This is a genomic window from Anaerotignum sp. (genome assembly GCF_031981185.1).
Taxonomy (GTDB): domain Bacteria; phylum Bacillota; class Clostridia; order Lachnospirales; family Anaerotignaceae; genus Chakrabartyella.
This window is the reverse complement of sequence record NZ_DALYUL010000011.1, coordinates 16,050-42,101: the sequence shown is the minus strand read 5'-3', so window position 1 is coordinate 42,101 and position 26,052 is coordinate 16,050. Positions and strand designations below refer to the sequence as shown.

22 protein-coding genes, 1 pseudogene and 1 riboswitch are annotated in these 26,052 nt (G+C 38.6%); of the genes and pseudogenes, 21 read left to right on the top strand and 2 right to left on the bottom strand.

Annotated features, from left to right (window positions below; translation table 11 throughout):
* The 4 genes and pseudogenes from RTK36_RS07955 to RTK36_RS07940 all read left to right on the top strand — a co-directional run.
* Positions 1-1,088 (top strand): annotated as a pseudogene (locus RTK36_RS07955) (hypothetical protein); the annotation flags it as partial.
* 11 nt (positions 1,089-1,099) lie between these two features.
* Positions 1,100-2,038, top strand: a complete 939-nt coding sequence (gene miaA / locus RTK36_RS07950; RefSeq protein WP_312045995.1) for a tRNA (adenosine(37)-N6)-dimethylallyltransferase MiaA — start codon at positions 1,100-1,102, stop codon at positions 2,036-2,038.
* A gap of 26 nt (positions 2,039-2,064) precedes the next feature.
* Complete coding sequence (locus tag RTK36_RS07945) at positions 2,065-2,973, top strand: putative ABC transporter permease (protein WP_312045993.1); 909 nt, start codon at positions 2,065-2,067, stop codon at positions 2,971-2,973.
* 20 nt (positions 2,974-2,993) lie between these two features.
* The gene (locus RTK36_RS07940; protein ID WP_312045991.1) at positions 2,994-4,535 is read left to right on the top strand and encodes a D-alanyl-D-alanine carboxypeptidase family protein; all 1,542 of its coding nucleotides are present in this window, start codon (positions 2,994-2,996) and stop codon (positions 4,533-4,535) included.
* Between the two features lie 164 nt (positions 4,536-4,699).
* Here RTK36_RS07940 and RTK36_RS07935 read toward each other — a convergent pair whose 3' ends face one another.
* Positions 4,700-5,584, bottom strand: coding sequence for a DegV family protein (locus tag RTK36_RS07935; RefSeq protein ID WP_312045989.1), 885 nt, complete (start codon positions 5,582-5,584; stop codon positions 4,700-4,702).
* A 145-nt stretch (positions 5,585-5,729) separates the two neighbouring features.
* Between RTK36_RS07935 and RTK36_RS07930 the strand changes: the two genes are divergently transcribed.
* Entirely contained in the window at positions 5,730-7,916 is a 2,187-nt protein-coding gene (locus RTK36_RS07930) for a DNA topoisomerase III (RefSeq protein ID WP_312045987.1), read from the top strand.
* A 6-nt stretch (positions 7,917-7,922) separates the two neighbouring features.
* Positions 7,923-9,203, top strand: a complete 1,281-nt coding sequence (locus tag RTK36_RS07925; protein WP_312045985.1) for a methionine gamma-lyase family protein — start codon at positions 7,923-7,925, stop codon at positions 9,201-9,203.
* 284 nt (positions 9,204-9,487) lie between these two features.
* Here the strand turns inward: RTK36_RS07925 and RTK36_RS07920 are convergent, their stop codons facing one another.
* Positions 9,488-11,038, bottom strand: a complete 1,551-nt coding sequence (locus RTK36_RS07920; protein WP_312045982.1) for a putative polysaccharide biosynthesis protein — start codon at positions 11,036-11,038, stop codon at positions 9,488-9,490.
* 180 nt (positions 11,039-11,218) lie between these two features.
* A riboswitch (glycine riboswitch) is annotated at positions 11,219-11,323 on the top strand.
* Between the two features lie 158 nt (positions 11,324-11,481).
* Here RTK36_RS07920 and RTK36_RS07915 point away from each other — a divergent pair.
* The 15 genes from RTK36_RS07915 to RTK36_RS07845 form a co-directional block, all read left to right on the top strand.
* A complete protein-coding gene (locus RTK36_RS07915; protein ID WP_312045980.1) occupies positions 11,482-12,810 on the top strand; it encodes an APC family permease in 1,329 nt (442 codons plus the stop codon).
* An 852-nt stretch (positions 12,811-13,662) separates the two neighbouring features.
* Positions 13,663-14,127, top strand: coding sequence for a Na+/H+ antiporter subunit E (locus RTK36_RS07910; protein ID WP_312045978.1), 465 nt, complete (start codon positions 13,663-13,665; stop codon positions 14,125-14,127).
* Positions 14,124-14,444 carry a monovalent cation/H+ antiporter complex subunit F gene (locus RTK36_RS07905; RefSeq protein WP_312045976.1) on the top strand — a complete coding sequence of 107 codons (321 nt, stop codon included), beginning with the start codon at positions 14,124-14,126 and terminating at the stop codon, positions 14,442-14,444. Before RTK36_RS07910 ends, RTK36_RS07905 begins: the two co-directional genes overlap by 4 nt.
* On the top strand, positions 14,441-14,746 hold the full coding sequence (gene mnhG / locus RTK36_RS07900) for a monovalent cation/H(+) antiporter subunit G (protein ID WP_312045974.1): 306 nt from the start codon (positions 14,441-14,443) through the stop codon (positions 14,744-14,746). The genes RTK36_RS07905 and mnhG overlap by 4 nt, the downstream gene beginning before the upstream one ends.
* Positions 14,743-14,997: a hydrogenase subunit MbhD domain-containing protein gene (locus RTK36_RS07895; RefSeq protein ID WP_312045972.1), complete on the top strand. Its 255-nt coding sequence runs from the start codon at positions 14,743-14,745 to the stop codon at positions 14,995-14,997. Before mnhG ends, RTK36_RS07895 begins: the two co-directional genes overlap by 4 nt.
* Position 14,998: 1 nt before the next feature.
* Positions 14,999-15,904, top strand: coding sequence for a hydrogen gas-evolving membrane-bound hydrogenase subunit E (mbhE, locus tag RTK36_RS07890; RefSeq protein ID WP_312045971.1), 906 nt, complete (start codon positions 14,999-15,001; stop codon positions 15,902-15,904).
* A 2-nt stretch (positions 15,905-15,906) separates the two neighbouring features.
* Positions 15,907-16,281 carry a sodium:proton antiporter gene (locus RTK36_RS07885; RefSeq protein ID WP_312045969.1) on the top strand — a complete coding sequence of 125 codons (375 nt, stop codon included), beginning with the start codon at positions 15,907-15,909 and terminating at the stop codon, positions 16,279-16,281.
* The gene (locus RTK36_RS07880; RefSeq protein WP_312045967.1) at positions 16,281-17,786 is read left to right on the top strand and encodes a complex I subunit 5 family protein; all 1,506 of its coding nucleotides are present in this window, start codon (positions 16,281-16,283) and stop codon (positions 17,784-17,786) included. Before RTK36_RS07885 ends, RTK36_RS07880 begins: the two co-directional genes overlap by 1 nt.
* A 31-nt stretch (positions 17,787-17,817) precedes the next feature.
* Entirely contained in the window at positions 17,818-19,284 is a 1,467-nt protein-coding gene (locus tag RTK36_RS07875; protein WP_312045965.1) for a complex I subunit 5 family protein, read from the top strand.
* A gap of 17 nt (positions 19,285-19,301) precedes the next feature.
* Complete coding sequence (locus RTK36_RS07870) at positions 19,302-20,780, top strand: complex I subunit 5 family protein (protein ID WP_312045963.1); 1,479 nt, start codon at positions 19,302-19,304, stop codon at positions 20,778-20,780.
* 18 nt (positions 20,781-20,798) lie between these two features.
* Positions 20,799-22,757: a complex I subunit 5 family protein gene (locus RTK36_RS07865; RefSeq protein ID WP_312045962.1), complete on the top strand. Its 1,959-nt coding sequence runs from the start codon at positions 20,799-20,801 to the stop codon at positions 22,755-22,757.
* 156 nt (positions 22,758-22,913) lie between these two features.
* Positions 22,914-23,993: an FAD:protein FMN transferase gene (locus RTK36_RS07860; RefSeq protein WP_312045960.1), complete on the top strand. Its 1,080-nt coding sequence runs from the start codon at positions 22,914-22,916 to the stop codon at positions 23,991-23,993.
* Positions 23,994-24,004: 11 nt separating this feature from the next.
* The gene (locus RTK36_RS07855) at positions 24,005-24,301 is read left to right on the top strand and encodes a hypothetical protein (protein WP_312045958.1); all 297 of its coding nucleotides are present in this window, start codon (positions 24,005-24,007) and stop codon (positions 24,299-24,301) included.
* Positions 24,302-24,564: 263 nt separating this feature from the next.
* Positions 24,565-25,191 carry a TetR/AcrR family transcriptional regulator gene (locus RTK36_RS07850; protein ID WP_312045956.1) on the top strand — a complete coding sequence of 209 codons (627 nt, stop codon included), beginning with the start codon at positions 24,565-24,567 and terminating at the stop codon, positions 25,189-25,191.
* On the top strand, positions 25,188-26,052 hold an 865-nt coding region (locus RTK36_RS07845), incomplete at its 3' end, for a hypothetical protein (RefSeq protein ID WP_312045954.1). The genes RTK36_RS07850 and RTK36_RS07845, both read left to right, overlap by 4 nt.

Genomic DNA, 26,052 nt, shown 5'->3' with positions numbered 1-26,052 from the left:
TTGTGTTGAATTTACAAATTACCCCCAATCAGGTTGATGTTAATGTGCACCCTGCAAAGCTTGAGGTTCGTTTTAAGAATGATGATGAGATCTACGAGCTTTTTTATGAAGCCGTTTTCAAAGCTTTAGAACAGGTAGTTTTAATTCCTCAAGTTGGTTGGGATAAAGTATCTGCTGTGAAAACGACGGACAAACCGATTAAAGTAGAACAACAAAAAATTGAAGACATTCCTGTCTATAAAAGTGTACCAAGCTCTTTTTCACCAGAAAGAGGGATTTCAGGAGCCACGGGTAAAACCGTAGACCAACTGCTGAATAGGCAACAGGGCGCTCAAAATCAGGTGCGGCAAAATGCAGATGAATTTTTAATTGACCCGGTAATTGTGAGAGGGAAAGAAGAAACTACTGCAGAGAAAGAGGCTTCCCTTATGAATGAAATTTCTCATTCACAAAATGTCATGAATCAGGGGCAGGAAGGGGCTATGGAGCCAGAAGTAGAGCCTTTTTTCAAGCAATATAAAATTATTGGACAGATTTTTCAAACCTATTGGATGATTGAGCAAGGGGACTGTCTTTATTTGATAGACCAGCATGCCGCCCATGAGCGTATTTTGTTTGAAGAATTAATGGCTCGTTTCCAAGAAGAAAATATGGTTTCTCAAAAACTTTTGCTTCCTCAGATGTTAAATTTATCTCCTTCAGAAATTGAAGTTTTAAAGGAAAATCAATCACTTTTGGAGGGATTTGGATTTGAATTTGAAACCTTTGGGCAAAATCAATATGCCTTAAGGGCTGTTCCTTATTTATTAAAAGAACCCAGTGGAGCAGGGTTTTTTACAGAAATTTTGGATAGTCTTTCGGAGCAAAAAATACGCTCCGTATACGATATGAAACTGTTGGCTGTGGCTACAAAGGCTTGTAAAGCCGCGGTGAAAGGCCACGATCGTCTGAGTTTTCAGGAAGCAGAGGCTATGATTGGAAGGCTGTTAAAGCTGGAAAATCCCTTTACCTGCCCCCATGGAAGACCCACAATTATCGAAATGACGAAGTATGAGTTAGAAAAAAAATTCAAGCGAATCCAGAATTAAAGGGTGATAAAATGAAAAAACCTTTGGTAATGATTGGAGGCCCCACCGCCTGTGGAAAAACGGCTATGTCCATTGCATTGGCAAAACGGATAAACGGAGAGGTGATTTCCGGAGATTCCATGCAGATTTACCGCTATATGGACATTGGGACTGCCAAGGTAACAGAGGAAGAAAAGCAAGGCATTCCTCACTATTTGGTGGATGAACTGAATCCTGATGAGGAATATAACGTAATGATTTTTCAGCAAAAAGCAAAAGCTTATATGAATGAAATTTGGGCAAAAGGCAAAATTCCTATCATAGTAGGCGGTACAGGTTTTTATATGAATGCTTTGCTGTATGATACTGATTTTACAGAAACGGAAAATGATACATCTTTTCGTAAAGAATGTTACAAGCAAGCCCAGAGTGAAGGGGCTGAAGTTTTATTTGAAAGGTTGAAAAAGATTGACCCGGAATATGCCCAGACAATCCACGCAAATAATGTGAAGCGTGTTGCCCGAGCTTTGGAATACCATTTCCTAACCGGCGAAAAATTTTCACAGCATAATGCTGAACAAAAGGAGAAAGAAAGCCCTTATCAAGCCGCTGTAATCATTTTAACCATGGAACGAGAGAAACTTTATCAGCGGATAAATCATAGGGTTGACTTGATGATGGAGCAAGGTTTGTTGGCTGAGGTAAAAGGTTTGTTGGAAAAAGGATATTCTCCTGACTTGGTTTCTATGCAGGGACTGGGGTACAAGGAATTCATACCTTATTTTCGAGGAGAATGTAGCTTGGATGATTCTGTGGAGCAGTTAAAAAAGGGCACACGGCATTTTGCAAAACGACAGTTGACTTGGTTCCGCCGCCAGATTGATGGACTATGGGTGGATTTGTCTAAGGTGGATATGGATTTTGCAATGACAGATGTTTTGGAATATTTGAAAGAAGAAAGAATTTTGTAAAAATAACTGAAAAGAATGTGATGCCTATGTGGACAACGGAAATATTGGGATTTTCGATTTTTGATCTTTATTTCTATTTTATGATTTATAGCTTCCTTGGTTGGGCGTTGGAGTCTGCATATGTTTCTGCCTCCAATAAAACTTGGACAAACCGTGGATTTATCAGCGGGCCCCTCTGTCCCATTTACGGAACAGGAGCAACGTTGGTAATTGTGGCTCTAACACCTTTTAAGAACAACCTATTATTGATGTTTTTAGGCGGCGTATTTATTGCAACGGTTGTAGAATATGTGATTGCTTTGCTGCTGGAAAAAATATTTCATGCCACATGGTGGGATTATAGCCAGATGCGGTTTCAATTGCAAGGAAGAATTTGCTTAAGGCGTTCTTTAGAATGGGGTGTGCTAACGGTTGTTATGATGCACCTAATTCAACCCCCAATTCAGCGTTTTGTGGCATGGATTCCTCGCACTACGGGAGAGTTTATCGGGGTATTGTTACTGATGTACCTCATGGCAGATGCCAGTGTCACAGTAATGAATATTTTCCAGTTAAAGGAGAAGATAGCAAGACTGGAGGAAGCAGGGCTGGGTTTGCGTGAGAAGATGGAAAGTGTTACTTTATTTGAAGCCAAAAAAGAATTTTTGGATTATCTGGAAGGATTACCTATTGCAGAGGCTCTCAACAATTTAAAAGCAAGGCTTGAGGAGCATAACGGACAGATGATGCAGTTAAGAGCGGAAGAACGACTGAAATTTGAATTTTTTCTGTCTGAAATGAAAGATAAGCTTGAAAAGCGCGATAAGATTTTAAAGAGGAATACTTTAACTGAACGTCGTATTGCAAAGGCATTCCCTCGCCTAAATTTTAAGAACTACAACGAGGCATTTGCCGCATTAAAAGATGAACTTTTGAAAAAAAAGAATAATAAGTGATTACAGAAAGGAAATGGGCAATGAAAAAGCAATTTTCTAAAAAAATCGCCTTGTTATTGGCGATAACATTATGTTTGGGTACTACCTCCTGTGGTAAAAAGGAGGAGCCAAAAAGCGAAAATCCAGAAAACAAAGTGCAAAACGTGGAATCCACGGAAAAGGCGGAAGCTCCAGAGACACAGGCATTGCAGACTGCTTTTATGCAGGCAAACAATGCACCGACAATTACCGCAGGAACTGCTATTTTGATTGAGCAATCCACAGGAACAATTTTATTTGATAAAAATTCAAAAGATAAAATGTACCCTGCCAGTATGACCAAAATGGTGACAGCCTTGGTGGTAATGGACTATTTTAAACCAGAAGAGCTGATTACCGTTGGCACTGAGATTAATGAGGTATCCCTTGATTCTAGCAAAGCCGGTCATGTGAATGGTGAAACCTTGACGGTGAAAAACTTAATTCGAGGTTTAATTATTCCTTCAGGAAATGATTCTGCTAATGTTTTGGCCTCCGCAGTTGCTAAAAGAGTTAAAAATAATCAGAACTTATCATTTGCGGAATGTCAGGATATTTTTGCAGGCCTTATGAATGACAAAGCCAAGGCACTGGGAGCTGTGAATACCCATTTTACAAATGCCCATGGTTATCACAATGAAAATCATTATAGCTGTGCTTATGATATGGCATTGTTTGGACGGGCGTATCTTGAGAACAGTACCCTTGCGGAAATAGCCAATGAAAAAAGCTTCTCCGGAAATGGTGCCGATAACATGTTTGCTCAGAACAACGAAAAGAAGACCCAAGATTATTCATGGAAAAGCCATAACCTCTTAATAACAAGCAATGAATATAACTATAGCTATGCATCAGGTATTAAAACAGGCTTCACCAATGAGGCAGGGGACTGCGTATCGGCGGCGGCGATGAAGGATGGTGTAACTCTAATTGCCATTATCTTTAATTCACCTGACCCCGCAAGATGGCTGGATGCAAAAAATTTATTTGAATATGGTTTTAACGGATACGAAAAGGTTGAACTGGGAAAAGCGGCAGCTGTAGTTGAGGCTGTGCCTTTGGTGAAGCATAAACGTTTAGAGGGTGATACTCTTGATGTTGTTTTCCATAAGGATGTTGTAGCCTATCTTCCTACAGGGGAAGCCTCAAAAGTAGCAAAGACAATGGAATATGATCAGGAATATTTGGCAGAGAGTAAGGTTGATGTTGTGAAACTAAAAGCACCTATTACAAAGGATGCGAAAGTTGGAACGGCCTCCTTCCAAATAGGGGATAAAACAGTTCTGACAGAGCCTGTTTATGCAGGACGTGAAGTATCTAAGGGAACCATTTGGAGCAGTATCCATTACTTCTTTAAGAACTTTACCTCCGTTGTATTCTCTGTAAAAGGACTTATTGGCCTAGGTATTGTTGTTGCGTTGGGTGCATTGATTTTCTTAGGTGCTCGCTTCATAGGTGGGCGCAGAAGAAGATCCGCAAGGGGATATTCCTTCCGCCAGCCTATTTCACGCAAAGGGAATAGAAGAGGAAAAAGAAGATTCTAAAGACTTAGCGCACAAGAACATTTATCCGTAATTTTGTAGTTTATTTCGCCCAGATAAGCTATTGTGGCGTAAACTTCATGTATAAACTGTTTTAGAGTTTAAAATGCCATTGAAAAAGGCTGGTATCCTTTGAAAGATATCAGCCTTATTTTTAATTTTTATTGTCAAATGACTTCATGCTTTTTAATGTAACAAATTCCAATTGCAGTTGGGCCTGCATGGGTTCCTATGGTAATGCCTACTTGTGCCAATGGCGGGTCAGCGAATTCAAAACCTTCCGCCAATAATTCTTCCGCCAGTTCTTCTGTAGCTGCTTTTCGTTCTTTTTCTGCATAAATCAAAAGTACACGATATTGATCTTTTTTATCGCCAATTTCCTCACGGGTCATATTCAAAATGGTACGAAGCGCCTTTTTATGACCTCTTACTTTACTTTCGGGGAGTAATTCCCCATGCTGTGCAACAATAATTGGTTTGATATTTAAAATGGTTCCAGCCAAAGCTGCAGCTTTCCCGATGCGACCGCCTTTTTGCAGATGTTCCAAAGAATCCACGGTAAAGTTAATTTTGGTGGTACCTTTTAAAACATCTATTTTTTCTAGTTGTTGCTCTAAAGTATAACCTTCATCTCGCATTCGGATTACTTCCCAAACCAGTAAGCCTTGAATGCCGGTCACATTTCTAGAATCTAAAACCTCTATGCGAGCTTCAGGGAAAGATTCGGATAGAATATTTTTTGCATTCATTGCACTTTGGTAGGAGCCACTAAAATTAGAGGTTAGACATAAACAAAGGATATCTTTACCTTCCTTTAAATATGGCTCAAAAACATCAATATAGTCTTGAATGGTTGGTTGGGATGTTTTTGGAAATATACCATTTACATTAATTTTGTCGTAAAATGTGTTTGGTATCAACTCATAAATTTCTTTATAATATGTTTCGCCGTCAAAGGAAACAAAAAAAGGCACTACCCCCAAGTTTGCTTGCTTTATGTATTCCGGCGCTATATCGCAAGAGCTGTCGGAAATTATTTGATATGGTCTCATAGAGTACCTCCATGTATATGTAAATCTTTGATTAAGTTATCTTATTCTAAAGCATATTTAATTCTATGTCAACAAACGAAAAGGAGTGTTTGCCTTTCTTGGGGAAGGGTGGTATACTTTGGAAAGGTAAAAAGGGGGTGGAAAAATGGGCAGAATATTGGTGGTGGCGGAGAAGCCATCGGTGGCTCGGGATATTGCCAAAACACTGGGCGCAGGGCAAAAAGGCGATGGTTGTTTGCTAGGTGAAAAGTATGTGGTTTCGTGGGCAATTGGTCATCTGGTTACGTTGGCAGAACCGGAGGAATACGGCGAAAAATTTAAGAAATGGAGCTTTGCTTCCTTGCCCATCATTCCCGAAGAAATGGAGCTAAAGGCGATTAAAAATACCCGTTCTCAATTGAAAGTTCTGCATAAATGGATGAATGACAAAGAGATTTCGTCAATCATTTGTGCAACGGATAGTGGGCGAGAGGGTGAGTTAATCTTCCGCTATATATATGAAATTACAAAGTGCAAAAAGCCATTTCAACGCCTTTGGATATCAAGTATGACTGAACAGGCAATCAAAGAGGGCTTTGCCAACTTAAAGGATGGTGCGGCCTATGATTTATTATATCATTCAGCCAAGTGCCGTTCAGAGGCGGATTGGCTGGTTGGTATGAACGCCACAAGGGCATATACATTGCGCTATCATGTTCTTTTGAGTATTGGGCGAGTTCAAACGCCCACTTTGGCATTAATTGTGGACAAGCAAAAGGAAATCAATGCTTTTGTATCTAGAGATTATTATGAAATACAGACAGTTTTTGATGGGTTTCATGGTTTTTGGATTGATGATGAGGAACAAACCAAAATTGAAAATGAATCCATAGCAAAAGAAATCTCTGAAAAGATAAATGAACAAAATGCCCTTGTCATCAAAGTGGAAAAGGAAGAGAAAAGGATACCAGCCCCACTTTTATATGATTTAACAGAGCTTCAGCGAGAATGCAATAGAAAGTTCGGGTACTCGGCAAAAAAGACCTTGGATATTGCCCAAAGCTTATATGAAAAAAGAAAAATGATTACCTATCCCAGAACAGACAGTCGATATTTGAGCGATGATATGAAGGGAAAGGTTCAAAATACTATGAAGCGACTTGGGGAGACCCAACCCTTTGAAGAATTTGCCACGCCATTAGTAAATGGAGAAAAACTTTTGTTTACCAAGAGGATTATTGACAATTCTAAAGTTACAGATCACCATGCCATTATCCCTACGGATGTGCGACCTCGTTTAGATAGCTTGGCGGAAGAAGAAAAAAATGTGTTTCTTTTGGTAGCCGCTAGATTTATCAGTGCGTTTTATCCTCATTACCGTTATGAGGTGACAAAGGCATATTTTACTTGTCAAGAGGAACGTCTTTTATCCAAAGGAACAGTGGTTTTGGAAGATGGCTGGCAAGGGGTGGAACGAAAGATTGTTCCAGCCAAAGGGAAAAAAGAAAAAGGAAACGAGGATCAAAAGCTTCCGCCTCTGTTAGAGGGAGAACTTCATAAAATTGCTGAGGCTAAGGTGTTGAAGAAGAAAACAAACCCTCCCAAAGCATATACAGAAAGCAGTTTGCTTTCGGCAATGGAAAATGCAGGTCGCTTCGTTGAGGATGAGACGTTGAAAGAACAGATGAAGGACAGCGGCTTAGGTACTCCCGCCACCAGGGCGGCAATTATTGAGCGGTTGATCTCTGTTGGCTATATTACACGAAAGGGAAAAAATTTGATTCCCACAGAAAAAGGGATGCAGTTAATTCAAGTTGTTCCTGAGGAATTACGATCACCCCAGACAACAGGAAAATGGGAAAAAGGTCTTTCCTCCATTGCCAAGGGAAATATGGAAGAAGAACGATTTATGGCTAGCATTAAGCGATATGTCTCCTTCCTTGTGGAAGATGCAATAAAAAGAAAAACAGATATTGTTTTTCCTGAAGAAGTAAAAAAGGGAATTAAAAAGGGCGGAAAGTCCCTTGGGAAGTGCCCAATTTGTAAGGATGGAGACGTGCTGGAGAATAGTAAAGCATATTTTTGCGGTAAGTGGAAATCAGGCTGCAAATTTACCGTTTGGAAGGATAGTCTTACGCCCTATGGAATCGAGCTAAATGGCAAAATCATTCAGAAATTATTAAAAGACGAGAAAATTCCCGATGTATCAGTTACCTTACCTCAAACAGGTGAAAAAGGAAAGTCAACCATGATTTTATCTGCAGATGGTAGGGGTAGAATAGAATTAATGGATTTTACAAGGGATGAAATTATACAGGGAGAGGAAATTTCCCAAGCAAATGAAGGAGAGTAGAAATAAATGAGCAGTATGTACCAAGTATTAGGAATTGCACCTGAGGTTGAAGCTTTTTGTGAAAAAATTTTTGAAGACTTAAAGGAACGTTTTCAGAGCATTGATTCTATAGCGGAATATAATCAGTGCAAGGTAATTGGGGCAATGCAAAAGGAACGTGTGGATGCCTCATGTTTTGCGGGAAGCACAGGCTACGGCTATAATGATGCAGGCAGAGATACCTTGGAGCGGGTTTACGCAGCTTGTTTTCAAACGGAGGCAGCTTTGGTTCGTCCTCAAATCACTTGTGGAACCCATGCATTGGCAATTGCCCTCTCGGCGAATTTATTGCCTGGGGATGAGCTTCTTTCTCCAGCAGGGAAACCCTATGATACGTTGGAAGAAGTGATTGGTATTCGGGAATCTCCCTGCTCTTTGAAGGAGTATGGCGTAAGCTATCGTCAGGTTGATTTGTTAGAGGATGGTACTTTTGATTTTGAAAAGATTCGTAAGGCAATCAATGAAAAAACCAAGGTGGTTACCATTCAACGATCCAAGGGATATCAAATGCGCCCAACCTTTTCGGTTGAAAAAATAGGGGAGCTTATCACTTTTGTGAAAAAAATTAAACCTGATGTGATTTGTATGGTTGACAATTGTTATGGCGAATTTGTTGAAAAGATTGAGCCCTCCAATGTAGGTTCAGACATGATTGTAGGTTCCTTGATAAAAAATCCCGGGGGCGGATTGGCTCCTGTAGGTGGCTATATTTGTGGCACACAAGCTTGTATTGATCGCTGTGCTTATCGTTTAAGCGCACCAGGATTGGGACAGGAAGTAGGCGCTAGCCTAGATGTAATGCGTTCTTTGTATCAAGGATTTTTCCTTTCCCCCAATGTGGTGGCGGGAGCGCTAAAAGGCGCTATTTTTGCTGCGAATGTATATGAAAAGCTTGGTTTCCGTGTAATTCCCAATGGTACAGAATCTCGCCATGATATCATTCAGGCAGTAGAGTTGGGAACTGCTGAGGGTGTTATTGCATTTTGCCAGGGGATTCAGGCGGCGGCGCCTGTGGATAGCTATGTTAAGCCTGTGCCTTATGCAATGCCCGGCTATAACTGTGATGTTATTATGGCCGCAGGGGCTTTTGTGCAGGGCTCCTCCATTGAACTGAGTGCAGATGGGCCCATTCGACCACCATATTCTGTTTATTTTCAAGGCGGTTTAACTTGGTTCCATGCTAAATTCGGTATTATGATGTCCTTGCAAAAGCTGTATGAAAAAAAACTTGTGGAATTGAATCAGTAATTTATTTCAGAGTTGCTTATTGGGGATTTTTCAAATAAAGGGAAGCATGTGGAGCACAGAAAGAGTGAGATGAATGATGTTAAAAAATGTGATGAAAGCATCAAAAATGAGAGCTCTTTATTAGAAGGTATAAATGAATTTGAGGAATTTTTATCGTCTTTATATCCGAGATAATCTAAAAGAAAAAATACGGGAACAGTTGAACTGTTAGCAGATGATGGTAAAATAAATAAAAAACAATAAAAATCGGGATACCTATACGAATAGGTGTCCCGATTTTTAATTTAAGTTGATTGATTTTTGATTTTTTTCTTCTTTTCACCGAAAAATGCTGCCATATTTTCCTTTGAAAAACAGCCTAACATCATCAAAAAGAAAAGATAAAGCAAGCCCATCGCCGTTAAGGATAGGAAAAAAAGAAGTTTTGACGGCGTTGAGATACGAATGATATAGCGTATCAGCAGTCCTGATGCGGCTCCCGCCAATAAAGGTTTCAAGAAACAGTTAGCAAGGTCTGGAAAAACTCCGGTGCGTATGTAAAGTTTTCGCAGGCAAGAACTTACGGAATAGACCATTCCTGCTGCCCAAGAGATTAGGAAAGCCGGGATGCCATATAGGGGCATGCAAAACCAAATTCCTGTTATGGTAATTGCCGAACTAATCAGATTGTTTTTGAATAGAAATATCTGCTCTCCCATACCGTTTAAAAGTCCATGCAATGTTGTTTGTGCGTACAAAAACGGGCAAAGGAAGGCAAGAGGGAATAATAATTCTCCTAAACCCTGGCGATTATAAACAATATAGCAAATCTCCCGGGGAAAAACAGCAAAGAGTGAAGCTGCTCCGATTCCCACAATGAATGTAAAAAGAAAAGTAACGGAAACGGTGCGATTAATTCTTTGGTTTTGCTTCACTGCACAAGCCTCGGAAATTTCAGGAACTAAGGAAACGGAGGCTGCCATTAAGCAGGCAGAAGGCAATAAAATAAGAGGGAGAGCCATACCTGTTAATTCACCGTAGGAAATGAGGGCTTCCTTTGCATTTTGGCCGTAAAGTTGCAATTGTCGGGGAATTAATATATTTTCTGCAGTTGAGAGTAGGGAAGCCGCAATTTTTGTTGCGGAAAGAGGCAGAGCCATGGCTAGGATCATATTGCAAGCAGCAAATGAAGAAAGTGTTGGCCGTTTAATCATCTTTTTCCGTCTTTTAAAGCGTAGGTAGCTCACAAAAACGAAGGCAAAAGAAAGAAATTCCCCCAAAACAATACCGGCTACTGCGGCACAACAGGCATAGGTTAAACCCATAGGCACAAAAATACCTGCAAGAAGATAAATGGTAAGGATTCGCACTGCCTGTTCTAAGACCTGAGAAAAGGCTGGTACCATTGCATTTTGAAGACCAAGAAAAAAGCCCCTAAGGCACGAACCTGTGGCCATAAACGGAATTGCAAAGGCCAGCAAGCGCAAAGAGAGGGCGGCACGACCGTCTTTTAATACAAAAAAAGCGATTTTATCTGCAAACAGAAATAGAGAGCCGGAGACGATTATACTGACCATTAAGGAAAGCATAATCGATTGCTTTACAATGCGGCCGATATTGCCCGATTGCCCAAGAACATTTTCTTGTGCAGATAGGCGGGAAATCGTTGTTGTGAAGCCAGCAGAAGTAATGCTCCAGGTTAATATGTAAATTGGCATAATTAGCTGATATAAGCCAATACCTTCCGCCCCAATTGTATTTGACATAAATACACGGTAAAAGAATCCCATCAATTTTGTAATTAAATTGGCCGCTGTTAAAATCAACGTCCCTGTTATAATTGTTTTTCTACTCATTTCATCACCTTATGTACGGGTATTGTTACATAATATGAAGAAATTCGGCAAAACAGAAATACTTTTTCATATTTGCTCTATTTATAAAAAAAATTAATATGAGTTAAAAAAAATACAGCATAACTATTGACATTTTCTTTCGAAAAATGTATACTCATTTTACAAATTACATAAAGCCAGTTGATATGCAAGGGAGATCTTATAAGTAGAAGTAAGAACCGATGGAGCAATTCAAAAGAGCCGCTTTTGAAGAAACTTTCAGGTGCAAGGGACCTTGTGTTGATGGAACTCTGGAAAGAGCCCTTTAGAGGCCGCCGTCGAAGTAATGCTTTCAGGTGAAGATACAGAGGATATATAGGCGTATACTGCTTGTATGTCCTTTTTTCATGCGAAAAACTGGCAAATCATGCAATTATTCTAATTTTTATCTTGGAGGGTAAACTATGGAAAAAAAACAAGAATTGAAAAAAAATCTTGGTATGTCCACAGCAATGGCTACTGTTGTCGGCTGCGTAATTGGTTCTGGCGTTTTCTTTAAACCACAGGCCATTTATACAGCAACAGGAGGAGCACCAGGCTTGGGTATGCTGGCGTGGCTTATTACCGGTTTGGTTTGTATTGCTGCTGCGATGACTTTTGCGGAAGTAGCAATTATGATTCCAAAAACAGGTGGTATGGTTGTTTATTTAGAGGAAGCCTTTGGCAAAAAAGTTGGCTTTTTAGCCGGATGGATGCAGAGTATTTTATTTTATCCTGCAATGATTGCAGCCCTTGCGGTAATCTTTGCGGAGCAGGCAACTCTTTTTGTAGGCGATGGTTTTAAATTGCCTATGGCAATTGGCGCTATCATTTTTATTATTATTCTGAATAGTTTGGGCTCAGCCGTTGGCGGTGGAGCACAGGTTATATTTACAATTTGCAAATTAATTCCTTTGATTTTACTTATGGTTTTTGGTTTTATTCGTGGTTCGGGAGCGAATCCTATTTTCACACCCATGGTAGGAGAAGGACTTAATCCAGCAGTCATTTTAGGACAGCTGATGATTGCCATTTTATTTGCCTTTGAAGGCTGGACCAATGTTGGTGCCATTGCAGGGGAAATGAAAAACCCCGGTAAAGACTTGCCTGTAGCTATTGTTGGCGGTGTTTCAGGGATCATGGCAGTGTATTTTACAATTAACTTGGCTTATCTGTGGGTTTTGCCTGCAAATGAATTAATGAATTTAGCTGCACCTGCATCAGCGGTTGCTATTGCAATCTTTGGTGATGTAGGCGGTAAAATTATATCTGTAGGTATTATGATTTCCGTTTTGGGTGCGGCAAACGGCTTTATCCTTTCCGGCTCTCGTGTAACTTATTCTTTGGCTGAGGAGGGCACGCTGCCTTTCAGCAGCAGCCTTGCAAAAATTAATAAAGCACAGGTACCCACAAACTCCATTATATTGGTAGGCGGTATCGGTTGTCTTTTTGCAATCAGCGGACAGTTTAATAGATTAACAGATTTAGCGGTATTTTCTTGCTGGATTTTTTATACACTCACATTCTTTGCGGTAATTCGCTTGAGAAAAACTCAGCCTGATGCAGTTAGAACCTATAAGGTGCCTCTGTATCCTGTAATTCCTGCAATCGCTATTATCAGTGGTATTTATGTAGTTTTAAATCAGTTGCTTATGTCTGGTTCAACAACTAGATTATTGGCGATTGGCAGCATCATTCTTACTCTAATCGGATTGCCGATTTACAATATGACAACAAGAAAGAAAGCAAACTAATCGTTTTAAATTGCTTTCCATTTTTCCCAATGAGACATATGGTCCCCACCCATATGTCTTTTTTTATGTAAAAAATAAATGCTATTGTCTAAAACAGAAGAATTATATGATAGACAAATAGTTTTTCTGAATAAAGAAGGCGTAAATTTACAAAAATATAGTGTGAAAAAGCATGTAAATGATGGATAAAAGAAGAATTGCATATATATTTTTAATTATTTCTATGGATAGCAAAATGCACAAATTTATTGTTTTGAAATATTTTAATGTAAACTTATAAGAAAAAAACCGCAAACAATGGTATGAAAGAAGCTTATAAATTAAATGCTCGCAAACGTCTTGTCAGATAAGATAAGATTTAAATGAACTATTTTTTTTGTTGATTTTAAAGGGCGAATTTCATCTTTTAAAAGAATTCCTCAATGGAATGTGCTAGGAAACTATTAATAATAAATAAAAACATAAGCAAATTTATTTGGATTATGTGTAAAAATGATACATTATGGGAGGGGGATAAGAATTATGTTCAATTATTGTTGTTACATATTATGCAGTGCTTGACAACGACTCTTAGTTAGACCATAATATAGTAGTTGAATGTAGTTTAAGTAAATTATTTTTAATTTGTTATAAGTAGGGTGTTAAGATTTCGTAAAATTTTGTAAAGGGAATTGTATCCTTTTTTAGATTTTTGCGTCTCTTTATAGAGAAAGTTGAGGAATAAATGCTTTAAGAAATAGATTAGATAATTGCAAGGCTCAAACACTGGGGGATTTGCGTATAAAAAATATGCAAAAAATCTAACACAATTTACTTTAAGACAATTTTTTGACAGGGGGAAAGGATGAGAATATGTTTTTACTGCTTCTATTGTTGTGGATAATTTTTAATGGAAAAGTGACTCTTGAAATTTTATTATTTGGCGTTATTATTTGCGCATGGCTGTATTGGTTTATGTGTAAGCATCTGGGCTATCAGACAGATCAAGAAATTAAAATTCTGAAAAATTTTCATCTTTATATAAAATATTTTTTAATATTAACACTGGAAATCTTAAAAGCCAATTTAGCTGTTATTCGTCTCGTCTTATCTACTAAAAAAGAATTTGAACCATCCCTTGTTAAATTTAAAACAGATTTAAAGTCAGACCTAGGAAAAGTTATCTTGGCAAATTCAATCACCTTAACACCGGGAACATTTACCATTCAATTGGAGGATAACGAATATTTGATTCATGCGTTGGACAAATCTTTTGGTGAGGATTTGGGTGAGTCTATTTTTGCGAAACAAATAAGAGAGCTGGAGGCGAAGCAATGAGTGAGTTCATGAAAATAGTGCTGGAAGTTGCTATGGCCATTTTAGCACTCGGAATATGTGTCATTTTTGTTAGAGCAATTGTAGGACCAAGATTTACAGATCGTATCGTGGCAATTAATATGATTGGTACGATGACCACAGCAACAATTTGCATTCTTTCAGTCTATTTAAAGGAGATTTGTTTAATTGATGTTTCATTGGTTTATACATTACTAAGCTTTCTTGCTGTGGTAATTATTTGTCATGTTGTGTCGCTACATCATAAAGGCAGAGAACTGTTTTTAAAAAGGATGGAAACGGAGGCAGAAGAAAAATGAGAGAAATATTGGCTGCATTTTTTATCATTGCAGGTCTTATTGTGTTTTTGTTTTCTGTGATTGGAGTTTTTCGGTTTAAATATGTTTTAAATAGAATACATGCGGCAGCATTAGGTGATACCTTAGGATTGGTTTTAATTGTAGTTGGCGTGATGATTATGACACTTAATCTTTTTGCCGTTGCAAAGCTATTTCTAATCATCTTATTTTTTTGGCTTTCCAGCCCTATTGCAACCCATAGCATTGCTAAGGTTGAAGTTTTGACAAATAAGAACTATAAAGAAAGGGTGCATGAAAAATGAGTACGATAATCCAGATTATTTTGCTGGCGTTTTTAGTTGCTTGCGCTTTGGGGGTTTCTTTTACAAGAAATCTGTTTATAGCAGTTATTATTTTTATGGGATATAGCTCTATTATGGCAGTCATTTGGCTATTTTTGGAGTCTCCTGATCTGGCTATTACGGAGGCTGCAGTAGGTGCAGGCGTAGACAGTGTTTTATTCTTCCTCACACTGAAAAAAGTACATATTTTGAAAGGTACGCGTGAGGGTTAATATGAAGGATAAAAAATCATTTTGGATGCATTTAAAGGCATGGGTGGATGGTGAGGAAGTCATCTTAAATGCGGATAAATACATTGCAACCAGAACTCCAAAAAAGCGTTTGGATTGGCGCAAGTTTTTTTCAGTACAAAATGTGAAAGAAAACAAAAGAAATTATGCAGTATTAAGCGTTGGTATTACCGCTCTTTTTATTGGGATTATGCTTTCGGTTGTGAATGCTTTGCCCGAATTTGGAAGTCCATACAATCCCTCGAATAATGAAGTAATGGTGCGTTATCTTGAAAAGGGAATTGAGGAAACAGGGGCTGTGAATTTTGTTGCCGGTATGATTTTAGATTACCGCGCCTTTGATACCTTCGGTGAAGCAAATGTATTGTTTTTGGCAGTAATGAGTGTTGTGCTGTTGCTAAGGAAAGATGAAAAGAATTACTCTGCCAAAGAAGAACAGGAAAATCAAGAGGATGACTTTTTTGATACCAATGAAAAACGTCCTATTTTGCAGATAGGAGCAAAAATATTGGCGCCTATGGTTATCCTTTATGGAATTTATGTAGTTCTAAATGGACACCTTTCACCCGGTGGTGGGTTTTCCGGTGGTTCCATTATTGGTGCAGGCTTGATTCTGTATGCGTCTGCTTATGGACAGAAGAAGATGCAGACGTTCTTCACATTCCGAACATTTACTAAAATATGTACTGGGGGATTACTGACATACTTTGCATGTAAAAGTTATTCCTTCTTTACAGGGGCTAACCATGTGGGATATGAAATTCCCAAGGGAATCCCTGGAAATATTTTAAGTGCCGGTTTTATTCTACCTTTAAATATTTGTGTTGGATTAATTGTTGCTTGCACTATGTATGGCTTTTATGCATTGTTTACTAAAGGAGATATCTAACTATGAATCATCTGGGAACAAATTTTTACGAGGCAGTTTCAGTTATTCTTTTTGGAATCGGCTTTATGAATCTGCTGCTGCAAAATAACTTGATCAAGAAATTCATTGGCTTAAATATCATGGATACGGCGGTATATTTATTTTTAGCTGCCCAAGGGTATATTTTTGGCAGAGTGGCGCCTATTTTAACCGATGGAGTTGTAGATGCTTCCTATTATGTGAATCCTATTCCGGCAGGTTTAGTTTTGACAGGTATTGTTGTTTCTGTTAGTATTACTGCCTTTTCTCTGGCTTTGGTTCAGCGTCTTTATAAACATTATGGTTCGTTGAATATGGATGAAATTATGAGATTATCAAGAGAGGAGGAAGGGGAGTAATGGAGCATATAAATTGGATACATAATATACCCTTCTTCAGCATATTTTTGGCCATGCTCAGCGGTATTGTTACAGCTTTGGTGAAGAACGGAAAGACTGCTTTTAAAATTCATATTGGAATGGTTCTTGTGGTTTTTATTATGTCTGGACTTTTGCTTGTAAGTGTATCGACGAACAATGAGGTGTTTACATTCATGATGGGACACTTTCCTGCACCATGGGGCAATGAATTACGGGCAGGCCCACTAGAAGCATTGATGGCAACTACCTTTAGCATTGTAATGCTCTTGACAGTAAGTGGGGGCGCTCAATTTGTTTTTAAGGATGTTGTGGAAGAGAAACAGCCATTATATTTTATTATGTTAAATGCGTTGTTTGGTGCCATGCTTGCATTGGTTTACACAAATGATATGTTTACGGCGTATGTGTTTATAGAGATTAATACAATCGCTTCTTGTGCATTGATTATGGCGAAGGGAACACCCCAGTCTATGGTTGGTACAACCCACTACCTAGTAATAAGTCTTTTGGGTTCAGGTTTATTCCTTTTGGGTGTTTGTATATTGTATAGCATTACAGGTCATCTTTTGTTTCCGCAAATGCAAGAATCCATTTTGGAAATCATTAAAACAGAGGCATATAGAATGCCCCTTTTGGTTGTAACTGGTTTTATGTTTATCGGCATTGCGATAAAAAGTGCATTGTTTCCTTTTCATTCTATGCTACCGGGGGCATATCAAGCAGCAATCCCTACCTCCAGCGGCATTTTGTCAGGTTTGGTATTGAAGAGTTATATTATTTTGGGGATTAAGTTGATTTACTGTGTGTTTTCTGCCCAAGTAATGCATACCTTGAAGATTACCGAGGTTTTATTTGCTTTTGGCTTGGCGGGGATGGTGATGGGTTCTGTTTATGCTATGAGAGAACGTAAAATGAAGCGTATGCTGGCATATTCCTCTGTAGCGCAAATTGGATATATTTATATGGGTATCGGTATGGCATCACCTGTTGGTATGACGGCAGCTTGTTTCCATATTCTTGCCCATGCAGTGACAAAAACCCTATTATTTATCTGCTGCGGCAGTTTCGTTGAGGATAGCGATGGCAAAGATAAGATTTATCATATGAGAGGCGTGGCATTGCGTAACCCTTTGGCGGGTATTGGGTATACCATTGGCGCATTGTCTATGATTGGTATTCCTCTTTTGGCAGGTTTTATTTCAAAGATATATTTTGCCACTGCGTCTGTATACTCTTCGGGCAAAATGGTTGCAGTTTTAATTGTCTTGGGTGTTAGTATGGTTTTGAATGCATTATATTTCCTACCATCTGTTATTGCAATCTGGACTCCTGTAAAAGAGGAGGAGAAGAAACCTGCCGTTACGAATTCACCTGCTTTTGCTACTTCTATTGTTGGGTTTATTATTTTAAATTTAATTTTAGGCATTTGCTATCGCCCAATAACCCACATTATTCAAATGAGCATTGAATTGTTAGCGCAGTAATTGCAAAACGGTGAGAGGATGAGGTGATAAAATGTCTGGAGATACAATGCTGTTGCTTCCGGTGATTCTGCCGTTTATCGCAGGAATAATAATCGGTTTTATAAATAATGAGAAGCAACGTAATTGGATGGTTTTTATAATAATTGCTGTGGAACTGGCTTTGGTTCTTGATGCGGCATTAGGGGAAAGTTCCCTAACGGTATGGAATATGACAGATAGGCTTTCTATTGCTTACCATATAGATGGAATTGCCAGATATTTTGCAGTTCTAATTTGTGTGATTTGGCTTTTGGCCGGAATTTTTTCTATGGAGTATATGAAGCATGAACATAAGCCTGCACGTTTCTTTATGTTTTATGTAATGTCTTTAAGTACGCTGATAAGCCTATGCTTTTCAGCCAATATGATGACAATGTATTTTTCTTACGAGCTAATGACACTGCTAACATTCCCTCTGGTTATACATACCCAAGAACCTCAGGCGGTACGAGCAGGTATGAAATATCTGGGATATTCTATCTTTGGTGCAGGCCTAGGTCTTTTAGGATTCTTCTTCTTGAATTCTTATTGTATTACCACAGAATTTGCACCTGGGGGCACACTGAATCCGGCACTCATTGGTGGACATGAAAATCTTTTGCTAACGGTATTCTTTTTCATGGCAGTTGGTTTTGGGTGTAAGGCGGGTATGTTTCCTCTCCATGCATGGTTGCCCACTGCCCACCCTGTTGCGCCTTCACCGGCATCAGCGGTTCTTTCTGGTATCATTACAAAAGGCGGCGTAATCTGTATTATTCGAGTTACGTTCTATCTGTTTGGTGCAGATTTTATCAGAGGTTCATGGGCACAAACGGTTTTGCTTGGTTTAACCTTAATCACAATTTTTATGGGTTCCATGCTAGCCTACAAAGAAAAGCTTTTGAAAAAAAGACTGGCATATTCTACAGTCAGTCAGGTCTCATATGTTCTTTTTGGTTTGATGTTGCTAAACCCGGTTGGCTTTACGGGAGCTTTACTTCAGGTTGCTTTTCATGCAGTGGCGAAAAACATATTGTTCCTTTGTGCTGGTGCAATCATTTACAAAAAAGGGTGTACCCTTGTAGAAGAATTACGAGGAATTGGAAAAGAAATGCCCATTGTGATGGGGTGCTTTACCATAGCCGCCTTGTCTCTTGTGGGGATACCACCTACTGGTGGGTTTGTGAGTAAATGGTTTTTGGCTCAAGGTGCTTTAGGTTCTTCGGTAGGTACCCTTGCCATCATTGGTGTAACAATTCTAATGGTTAGTGCGTTGTTAACTGCTGGATATTTGTTTTCCATTGTGTTGGATGGATTTTTCCCGGGGAATAATTTTAACTATTCTACCGTTCAAAAAAGAGAGCCGAATTATTTGATGACAGTTCCTTTATTAATTTTATCAATAGCTGTTGTTTTCTTGGGTGTTTTTCCAAACTGTTTAGAAATGTTCATCAACAATATTAGCGGCGTAATTTTTTAGGAAAGGGTGGGAACGTTATGAATGGATTTGCAACGATCTTACCGGTGATCTTTCCGATCATAGCAGGTGTTGCGCTGCTGCCGGTAAAGTTTAATAATAGAAGGCAAAGGGAAATATGGATTTTCTCAATCACAATTTTAAATACGATTTTTGCCCTGTATGCAATTTATTTTGCGGATGCGGGCGTAGTTACTTTAATTCGTTTTAGTGAGAAGCTGTCTTTGACAATGCACATTGATGGTTTATCAAAGGTTTTTGCCACGATGGTTTCTATTTTATGGGTAATTACTACGGTTTATGCTTTTGAGTATATGACCCATGAAGGCAGAGAGGACAAATTTTTTGCTTTTTTCACCATGACTTATGGTGTGGTTTTGGGTATTGCTTTTTCAGGCAATTTCCTTACCATGTATCTTTTTTATGAGTTTCTAACCTTGGCAACCCTTCCTTTGGTTATGCATGCCATGGATAATAAAGCAAGACATGCAGGGAAAACGTACATTTTTTATATGATGTTCGGTGCAGCGCTGGCGTTTATTGGATTCGTCTTTATATACTGTTATGGTGATGGGATTGAATTTACTTATGGTGGTGTTTTGATTCCCGAGATGATTAAAGGAAACGAACAGACTTTGCAGATTGTATTTTTGGCGGCATTTTTTGGTTTCGGTGTTAAGGCATCTGTTTTGCCATTTTATCGTTGGTTGCCAAAGGCCTCTGTTGCACCAACACCGGTTACGGCATTACTCCATGCGGTTGCCGTTGTTAAATCCGGTATTTTTGCAATTGTCCGCTTGATTTATTTTAGCTTTGGCACAGATTATCTTATCGGAAGCTGGGCGCAAAATGTTATTTTGATTGCTACGGCGATTACCATTGTATTTGGCTCTACCCTGGCATTAAGAATGCCTCATATTAAAAGGCGATTTGCCTATTCTACCATTTCAAATCTTTCGTATATTCTTTTTGGAGTGGCATTGATGACGCCGGCAGGGCTTACCGCAGGGCTTTTGCACATGATTTATCATGCTGTAATTAAAATAACATTGTTCTTTACTGCTGGTGCTATTTTATACAAGACCCATAGGGAGTATTTGTATGAAATAGAAGGGTTTGGAAAACTAATGCCCATTACCTTTTTAAGTATGGCGCTGACGGGGATTAGTCTGGTGGGTGTTCCGCCTTTTGCAGGTTTCCACAGCAAGTGGGCATTGGCCACTGCGGCAGTACAATCGGAAAACCCCATGGCTTATTTTGGAATTGTGGCACTCATTATTTCTGCTGTTTTAACGGCACTGTATATCCTATATGTACTTGTGCGTGCGTATTTCCCAAGAAATCGGGAGTATCCAGCGGGATATTATGATCATGTTTCTGATCCCAATGCATATATGACGGTTCCCCTCATTATGCTGACGATAATTACAGTTTTAATTGGATTGTTTCCCTCAAACCTTCTTGCTGTATTAGAGCAGGTTGCGACGGGGATTATTTAAGAAAGGAGGAAAACAGATATGCATCAGAATATACTTCTGCCTTTATTGGTTTTCTTCCCCATGGTGGCGGCTGTTTTGGGATATGCAATTGGTCGAAACAATAAGGAAGCAAGAAATTATTGGGCTTGCTTAGCAACCTTTTTGGTGATGGGTGGAACATTGCTTTTAATTGGTAAACATACAGACTATTCGCTGCCTCAATTTTGCGGATTGGGCCTAAACTTTGAAGGGGATGGATTAAGGGTTGTATTAGCAGTGCTGACCTCATCTATCTGGTTTATTACCACGGTATTTTCCAAGGAATACTTTGCCCATTATCATAATAGAAACAGATATTATTTCTTCATGCTGATGACCCTTGGAGCAACATTAGGTATTTTCCTTTCCGCAGATTTATATACTACTTTTATTTTCTTTGAAATGATGTCCTTTACTTCCTTTGTGCTGGTAATTCATCAGGAAAGCGATGAAGTAATTAGGGCGGCACAAACCTATTTGGGCATTGCCATTATTGGTGGCTTGGTGACGCTAATGGGTCTGTTTATGATGTATCATATGGCAGGGACATTAAATATTGAAGCCTTAGCAGAGTTTATGTCAACCCAAGAGGATAAAAGCAAATTTTATCTTGTTGGCGGTTTGATTTTATTTGGATTCGCCGCAAAGGCAGGCATTTTTCCGCTACACACATGGTTGCCAGAGGCATATCCTGCGGCACCCACACCTGCTACTACTTTGTTATCGTGTATATTGTCAAAGGCCGGTATTTTCGGCGTGTTGGTGTTAAGCTGCAAAATATTCCTCTATGATGTTGGATGGGGCAACTTTGTTTTGCTCCTTGGTGTGATTACAATGGTTACAGGGGCAGTTTTAGCTGTTTTCTCTGTCAATTTAAAAAGAACATTAGCTTGTTCTTCTATGTCTCAAATTGGGTTTGTGACAATAGCCATTGGCATGCAGGGTTTGTTAGGCACCCATAATGCTTTGGCAGCAGGGGGAACGATTCTTCATATTGTGAACCACTCTTTATTGAAATTAGTATTATTTCTGTCTGCCGCTGTCATTTACATGAATTTGCGTAAGTTAAACCTCAATGAAATCAGAGGCTGGGGAAAGGATAAACCTCTTCTGAAGTTTATTTTTCTTATGGGTGTGTTAGGCATCACGGGTATTCCTTTTTGGAATGGTTATATCAGCAAAACTTTAATTCACGAAAGCATCGTGGAGTATATCGAGCTGTTGCATGAAGCAGGGCAGTCTACGATTTATATGCAATCAATAGAGTGGATTTTCCTACTCTCGGGTGGGTTGACATTGGCATATATGACAAAAATATTTGTGGCTATCTTTGTGGAAACAAATCCATATGCAAATAGTTGTTATCCTTCTAGAAAAGGGAATTATATAAGCAAAGTATCTGGTATAATTTTGACTCTATGCGCAGTAGCTTTACCTATTGTAGGTATTTTTCCATATTTGACGGCAGATAAAATTGCCGATGCCAGTTATCATTTTATGGGTGCCCATGCGCCGGAACACGCAGTGCAATATTTTGCTTGGGTAAATGTAAAGGGTGCGGTTATTTCTATAGTGATTGGCGCTTTGGTCTATCTTTTCTTTATCAGAAAAGTACTTATGGAGAGGGATCATAATGGAAATTTAGTTTACATTGACCGTTGGCCCAAAGGGCTGAACTTAGAGGATAAAATTTATCGTCCTGTTTTATTGAAAATCCTTCCGTTCATCGGAGCATTTTTTGCCCGTATTGCGGGTTCTTTGACAGATGGTTTTATCTCTATTTTGCGAATGGCCATTTTTAATGATGACAGTGGTAGAGTTGTTCCTCCTGAGGATCGCTATTTCTCTGCCTATACTGATGAAGAAACAGATAAAATTGTTTATGGTGAAGGATTTGCAAAAAGCTTGCTAATGATTGGTATTGGCCTTGCTGTAGCGATGCTCTATATTTTATTCTAAATAAATGGAATGTATTTGAATTCTATTTGAAGAAATTAAGATAAGCTAAACTTTAGATCGTATCAAAATTTGATACGATCTTTCTTTATTTGACAGGTAAGATGAAATTGGTTAGAATGTAATAAGAAACAAGTAGTGAGCAAGGAGAACTGATTCATGAAGAGAAAATTAGCAATGGCGATGCTGCTGTGCCTCACATTCATCTTTGTTGTTGGGTGTACAGAAAAACGAAAAGAAGCACAGAACATGTTAGACAAATATGCAGAGGCAAATTTGCATGAAATGACAACTTTTGCAATGGATACCGTGATGCTCTTCACCATTTACCATGAAAACGGTGAACAAGTTTTAACGGATACAGAGCAGGAAATACGCAGGTTAGAGAGACTATTTTCTGTAACTTTGAAAGATAGTGAGATTTCTAAATTGAATCAGCAATCAGGCTTAGACGCAGTTAAGCTTTCCGGGGATACGGAAGAGGTGTTGAGGCGTGGCAAGGAAATTGGAGAACTGACCAATCAGGCATTTGATATTGCTATATCACCTGTGGTTAAAGCATGGGGCTTTACCACTGATGGTGAGAAGCATGTTCCTGCCCAGGAAACTTTGGAACGCCTTCTGCCATTAACAAATATTGATGATTTAGTGATTGATGAAAATGCATCAACGGCACAGTTATTGAAAAAGGGTATGTCGGTTGATTTGGGCGGAATTGCAAAGGGCTATGCCTCTGATAAAATTGCGGCATTATTGAAAGAAAAGGGTGTAACCAGCGCTTTGTTTTCTTTGGGCGGCAACATTGGTGCTATAGGAACGAAGCCTAACGGAGAAAATTGGAAGGTAGCCGTTGAAAATCCATTAAATGCTAATGACTATGTAGGATTACTTACGATTCAAGATTGTTTCGTCATAACTTCTGGTGGTTATCAACGCTATTTTGAGGAAAACGGAAAACGATATCATCACATAATTGATTCTAATACTGGGTATCCTGCTGATAGAGGTCTTTTATCTGTAACCATTATTAGCAAGGATGGTACGAAAGCTGATGGATTATCAACTGCATTGTTTGTTATGGGATTAGATAAAGCTGTGCAGTTGTGGAGAAGCAGTAATGACTTTGAAGCAGTTTTTGTAACCGAAGATGGACGCGTGATTGCTACAGAGGGTGCGACGAACATTTTTACTTTTGAAGGTAGAGATAATGACTTTAAGTATGAAACAGTGGAAAGATGAGGAGGGGTACAATGAGAAGAATGAAAGAATTTTTGGAAAGCTTCATTGTAGAGTTTGATTGGAAAGATGTCACTATTTTTAAGCTTTGCCTCACTGCTTTTGGGATAATGATTGGTATTTCCTTGCCCAGAAAAAATAAAAAGGCAATATTAGCAGCCAGTGGTACAGTGTTTATTGTATCAACAATCCTTTTATTATGTGGATTATTTGGCGTTACATGCCCATTTTGCCATGAGGAAGAAGAATTTGACTTTGATGACGAAGATGAAAGCGGATTAGTCATGAAAATTAGTGCATCAGAAGAGTAAAATAAAAAAGGCTGTTAGGACTAAGATTGCTTGGTTCCTGCAGTCTTTTTTTTATTATCCCGTCTTTAAAAGAGAGTTTTAGCAAAAAATGAAATATCATTGGATGAAAGCCGATTATAAATCGGTTTTTTTTTGTTCAAATTATAGTTGAGACAACCTTTTAGGTACAAAAAAAATACTTGTTTATTTTTAGGGCTTGACAAGAACGAAACTAAATTATATATTTTAAAAGTAAACTGTTAGTATACTTTTGTGGAGGCTGTATGGAACGAAATGAGAAAAAGAAATATATTCAAGATGCAATCGTTGAAGGGATTTTTTCTTTACTGTTACAGAAAAACTGGGAGAGCTTGTCTAGCAATGAAATATGTGAGAAGGCCGGCGTTAGTAAACGAACTTTATATGCTTATTTCCATAGTCAAGACGAAATGTATTTGGAGTTGGTAAAAAGATGTTTTGAACGAATGAATATTGTTATGAGAGATGCTATAGCCAAACGAACTTGCGCTATTGACAAAATCATTTATTTGGGAGAGACATATATTAAGTTTATGTTGGAAAATCCAAGAGAGGGTGCATTAATTCTTGGATTTGATGAAAAAAGATATGAGAATACGTATGAGAAACAAGTAAATGAAATTCATTTAATTGCAAATCAGTATGAACTGATGCATTTATTTGGAGAACTGAATTTGAATCCCCAGGTGTTTGACGCTAATCTCGCGGTTTTCTTGTGGGCACACATTCAAGGCATCGCTCAGTTACTCCACAGCAAGGGAAAATGGATGGAGGAGTATTATGATGTTTCCATAGAGAATATCATCGAAGGGCAAATGAAGCTAACGAGACAGATGCTAGGAGGATTAAAATGTGTAGGAGACGGAGCATGATAATTATTATAATTTTATCGGTAATTGCAATTGTAATTCTGGGTATGGCTTCTTGGGATGGAACATTTTTGAGAACAAAATATAATATTGCAGAAGACATATATGATATTGAAAAAAATATAATGTCAGAAGGAGAATTCCAATTAATTCGCGGGGGAATTGCATCTTCCAGCAGTCATAATATGCAGCCATGGAAGATAAAAATTGTGGATGAAAACACCTTTTCTTTATATGCAGATATGGATAAGAGATTACCCGTCATTGATCCTGATAACCAACAGCTACTTATGAGTTTGGGTACTTTTATTGGCTCCGTTAAGGAAACAGCAAAAAAGGAAGGCCTGGATTTGGATGTGCAGTATACACCCATTGATACAAGTAAAAAGCTTAATTTGATTGCAACATTTCAAATTCTAGGGGAAGATGATAATCAGTTTGACGCTATTACATCTGCTACTCAAGGGGTGAAAAAGAAAACTCCTAAGCTAGAGAAGAAAGAACTTTTCGATTTAGTGGAAACGCCTTTAAAAGGGTATCAAATGGTATGGGTAGAAGGGGATCAGAAGTCACTTTTTCAGGAATACTTGCTAAAAGGTACAATAATTGAAGCGGATAATCAAAAAGCCATGGAAGAACTTTTGCAGATTTTTCGATTTACAAAATGGAAAAAGAACCACTATAGATACGGTTTATCGTTAAATACCATGTCTCCAGCATTACGAATGTTTGTGGAACCGCTAGTGGGAGCAAGTCAGAAATGGAATTCTTTTGGAAAAAATTCTATCACTGCTTTTGAACAACGAATGAAAAATGAAAAGGCTTATATGATCATTTCCCTTGAAAACCCAACGCCGTCTGATT

Excerpts from the sequence above, each read along its gene's own strand:
- RTK36_RS07915 (WP_312045980.1), top strand. The coding sequence starts at position 11,482 with ATGGAAAAAAAACAAGAATTGAAAAAAAATCTTGGTATGTCCACAGCA.
- RTK36_RS07870 (WP_312045963.1), top strand. The coding sequence starts at position 19,302 with ATGAATGGATTTGCAACGATCTTACCGGTGATCTTTCCGATCATAGCA.
- mbhE (WP_312045971.1), top strand. The coding sequence starts at position 14,999 with ATGAAGGATAAAAAATCATTTTGGATGCATTTAAAGGCATGGGTGGAT.
- RTK36_RS07940 (WP_312045991.1), top strand. The coding sequence starts at position 2,994 with ATGAAAAAGCAATTTTCTAAAAAAATCGCCTTGTTATTGGCGATAACA.
- miaA (WP_312045995.1), top strand. The coding sequence starts at position 1,100 with ATGAAAAAACCTTTGGTAATGATTGGAGGCCCCACCGCCTGTGGAAAA.
- RTK36_RS07860 (WP_312045960.1), top strand. The coding sequence starts at position 22,914 with ATGAAGAGAAAATTAGCAATGGCGATGCTGCTGTGCCTCACATTCATC.
- RTK36_RS07855 (WP_312045958.1), top strand. The coding sequence starts at position 24,005 with ATGAGAAGAATGAAAGAATTTTTGGAAAGCTTCATTGTAGAGTTTGAT.
- mnhG (WP_312045974.1), top strand. The coding sequence starts at position 14,441 with ATGAGAGAAATATTGGCTGCATTTTTTATCATTGCAGGTCTTATTGTG.
- RTK36_RS07850 (WP_312045956.1), top strand. The coding sequence starts at position 24,565 with ATGGAACGAAATGAGAAAAAGAAATATATTCAAGATGCAATCGTTGAA.
- RTK36_RS07935 (WP_312045989.1), bottom strand. The coding sequence starts at position 5,584 with ATGAGACCATATCAAATAATTTCCGACAGCTCTTGCGATATAGCGCCG.
- RTK36_RS07905 (WP_312045976.1), top strand. The coding sequence starts at position 14,124 with ATGAGTGAGTTCATGAAAATAGTGCTGGAAGTTGCTATGGCCATTTTA.
- RTK36_RS07930 (WP_312045987.1), top strand. The coding sequence starts at position 5,730 with ATGGGCAGAATATTGGTGGTGGCGGAGAAGCCATCGGTGGCTCGGGAT.
- RTK36_RS07910 (WP_312045978.1), top strand. The coding sequence starts at position 13,663 with ATGTTTTTACTGCTTCTATTGTTGTGGATAATTTTTAATGGAAAAGTG.
- RTK36_RS07895 (WP_312045972.1), top strand. The coding sequence starts at position 14,743 with ATGAGTACGATAATCCAGATTATTTTGCTGGCGTTTTTAGTTGCTTGC.
- RTK36_RS07945 (WP_312045993.1), top strand. The coding sequence starts at position 2,065 with ATGTGGACAACGGAAATATTGGGATTTTCGATTTTTGATCTTTATTTC.
- RTK36_RS07880 (WP_312045967.1), top strand. The coding sequence starts at position 16,281 with ATGGAGCATATAAATTGGATACATAATATACCCTTCTTCAGCATATTT.
- RTK36_RS07885 (WP_312045969.1), top strand. The coding sequence starts at position 15,907 with ATGAATCATCTGGGAACAAATTTTTACGAGGCAGTTTCAGTTATTCTT.
- RTK36_RS07920 (WP_312045982.1), bottom strand. The coding sequence starts at position 11,038 with ATGAGTAGAAAAACAATTATAACAGGGACGTTGATTTTAACAGCGGCC.
- RTK36_RS07925 (WP_312045985.1), top strand. The coding sequence starts at position 7,923 with ATGAGCAGTATGTACCAAGTATTAGGAATTGCACCTGAGGTTGAAGCT.
- RTK36_RS07875 (WP_312045965.1), top strand. The coding sequence starts at position 17,818 with ATGTCTGGAGATACAATGCTGTTGCTTCCGGTGATTCTGCCGTTTATC.
- RTK36_RS07865 (WP_312045962.1), top strand. The coding sequence starts at position 20,799 with ATGCATCAGAATATACTTCTGCCTTTATTGGTTTTCTTCCCCATGGTG.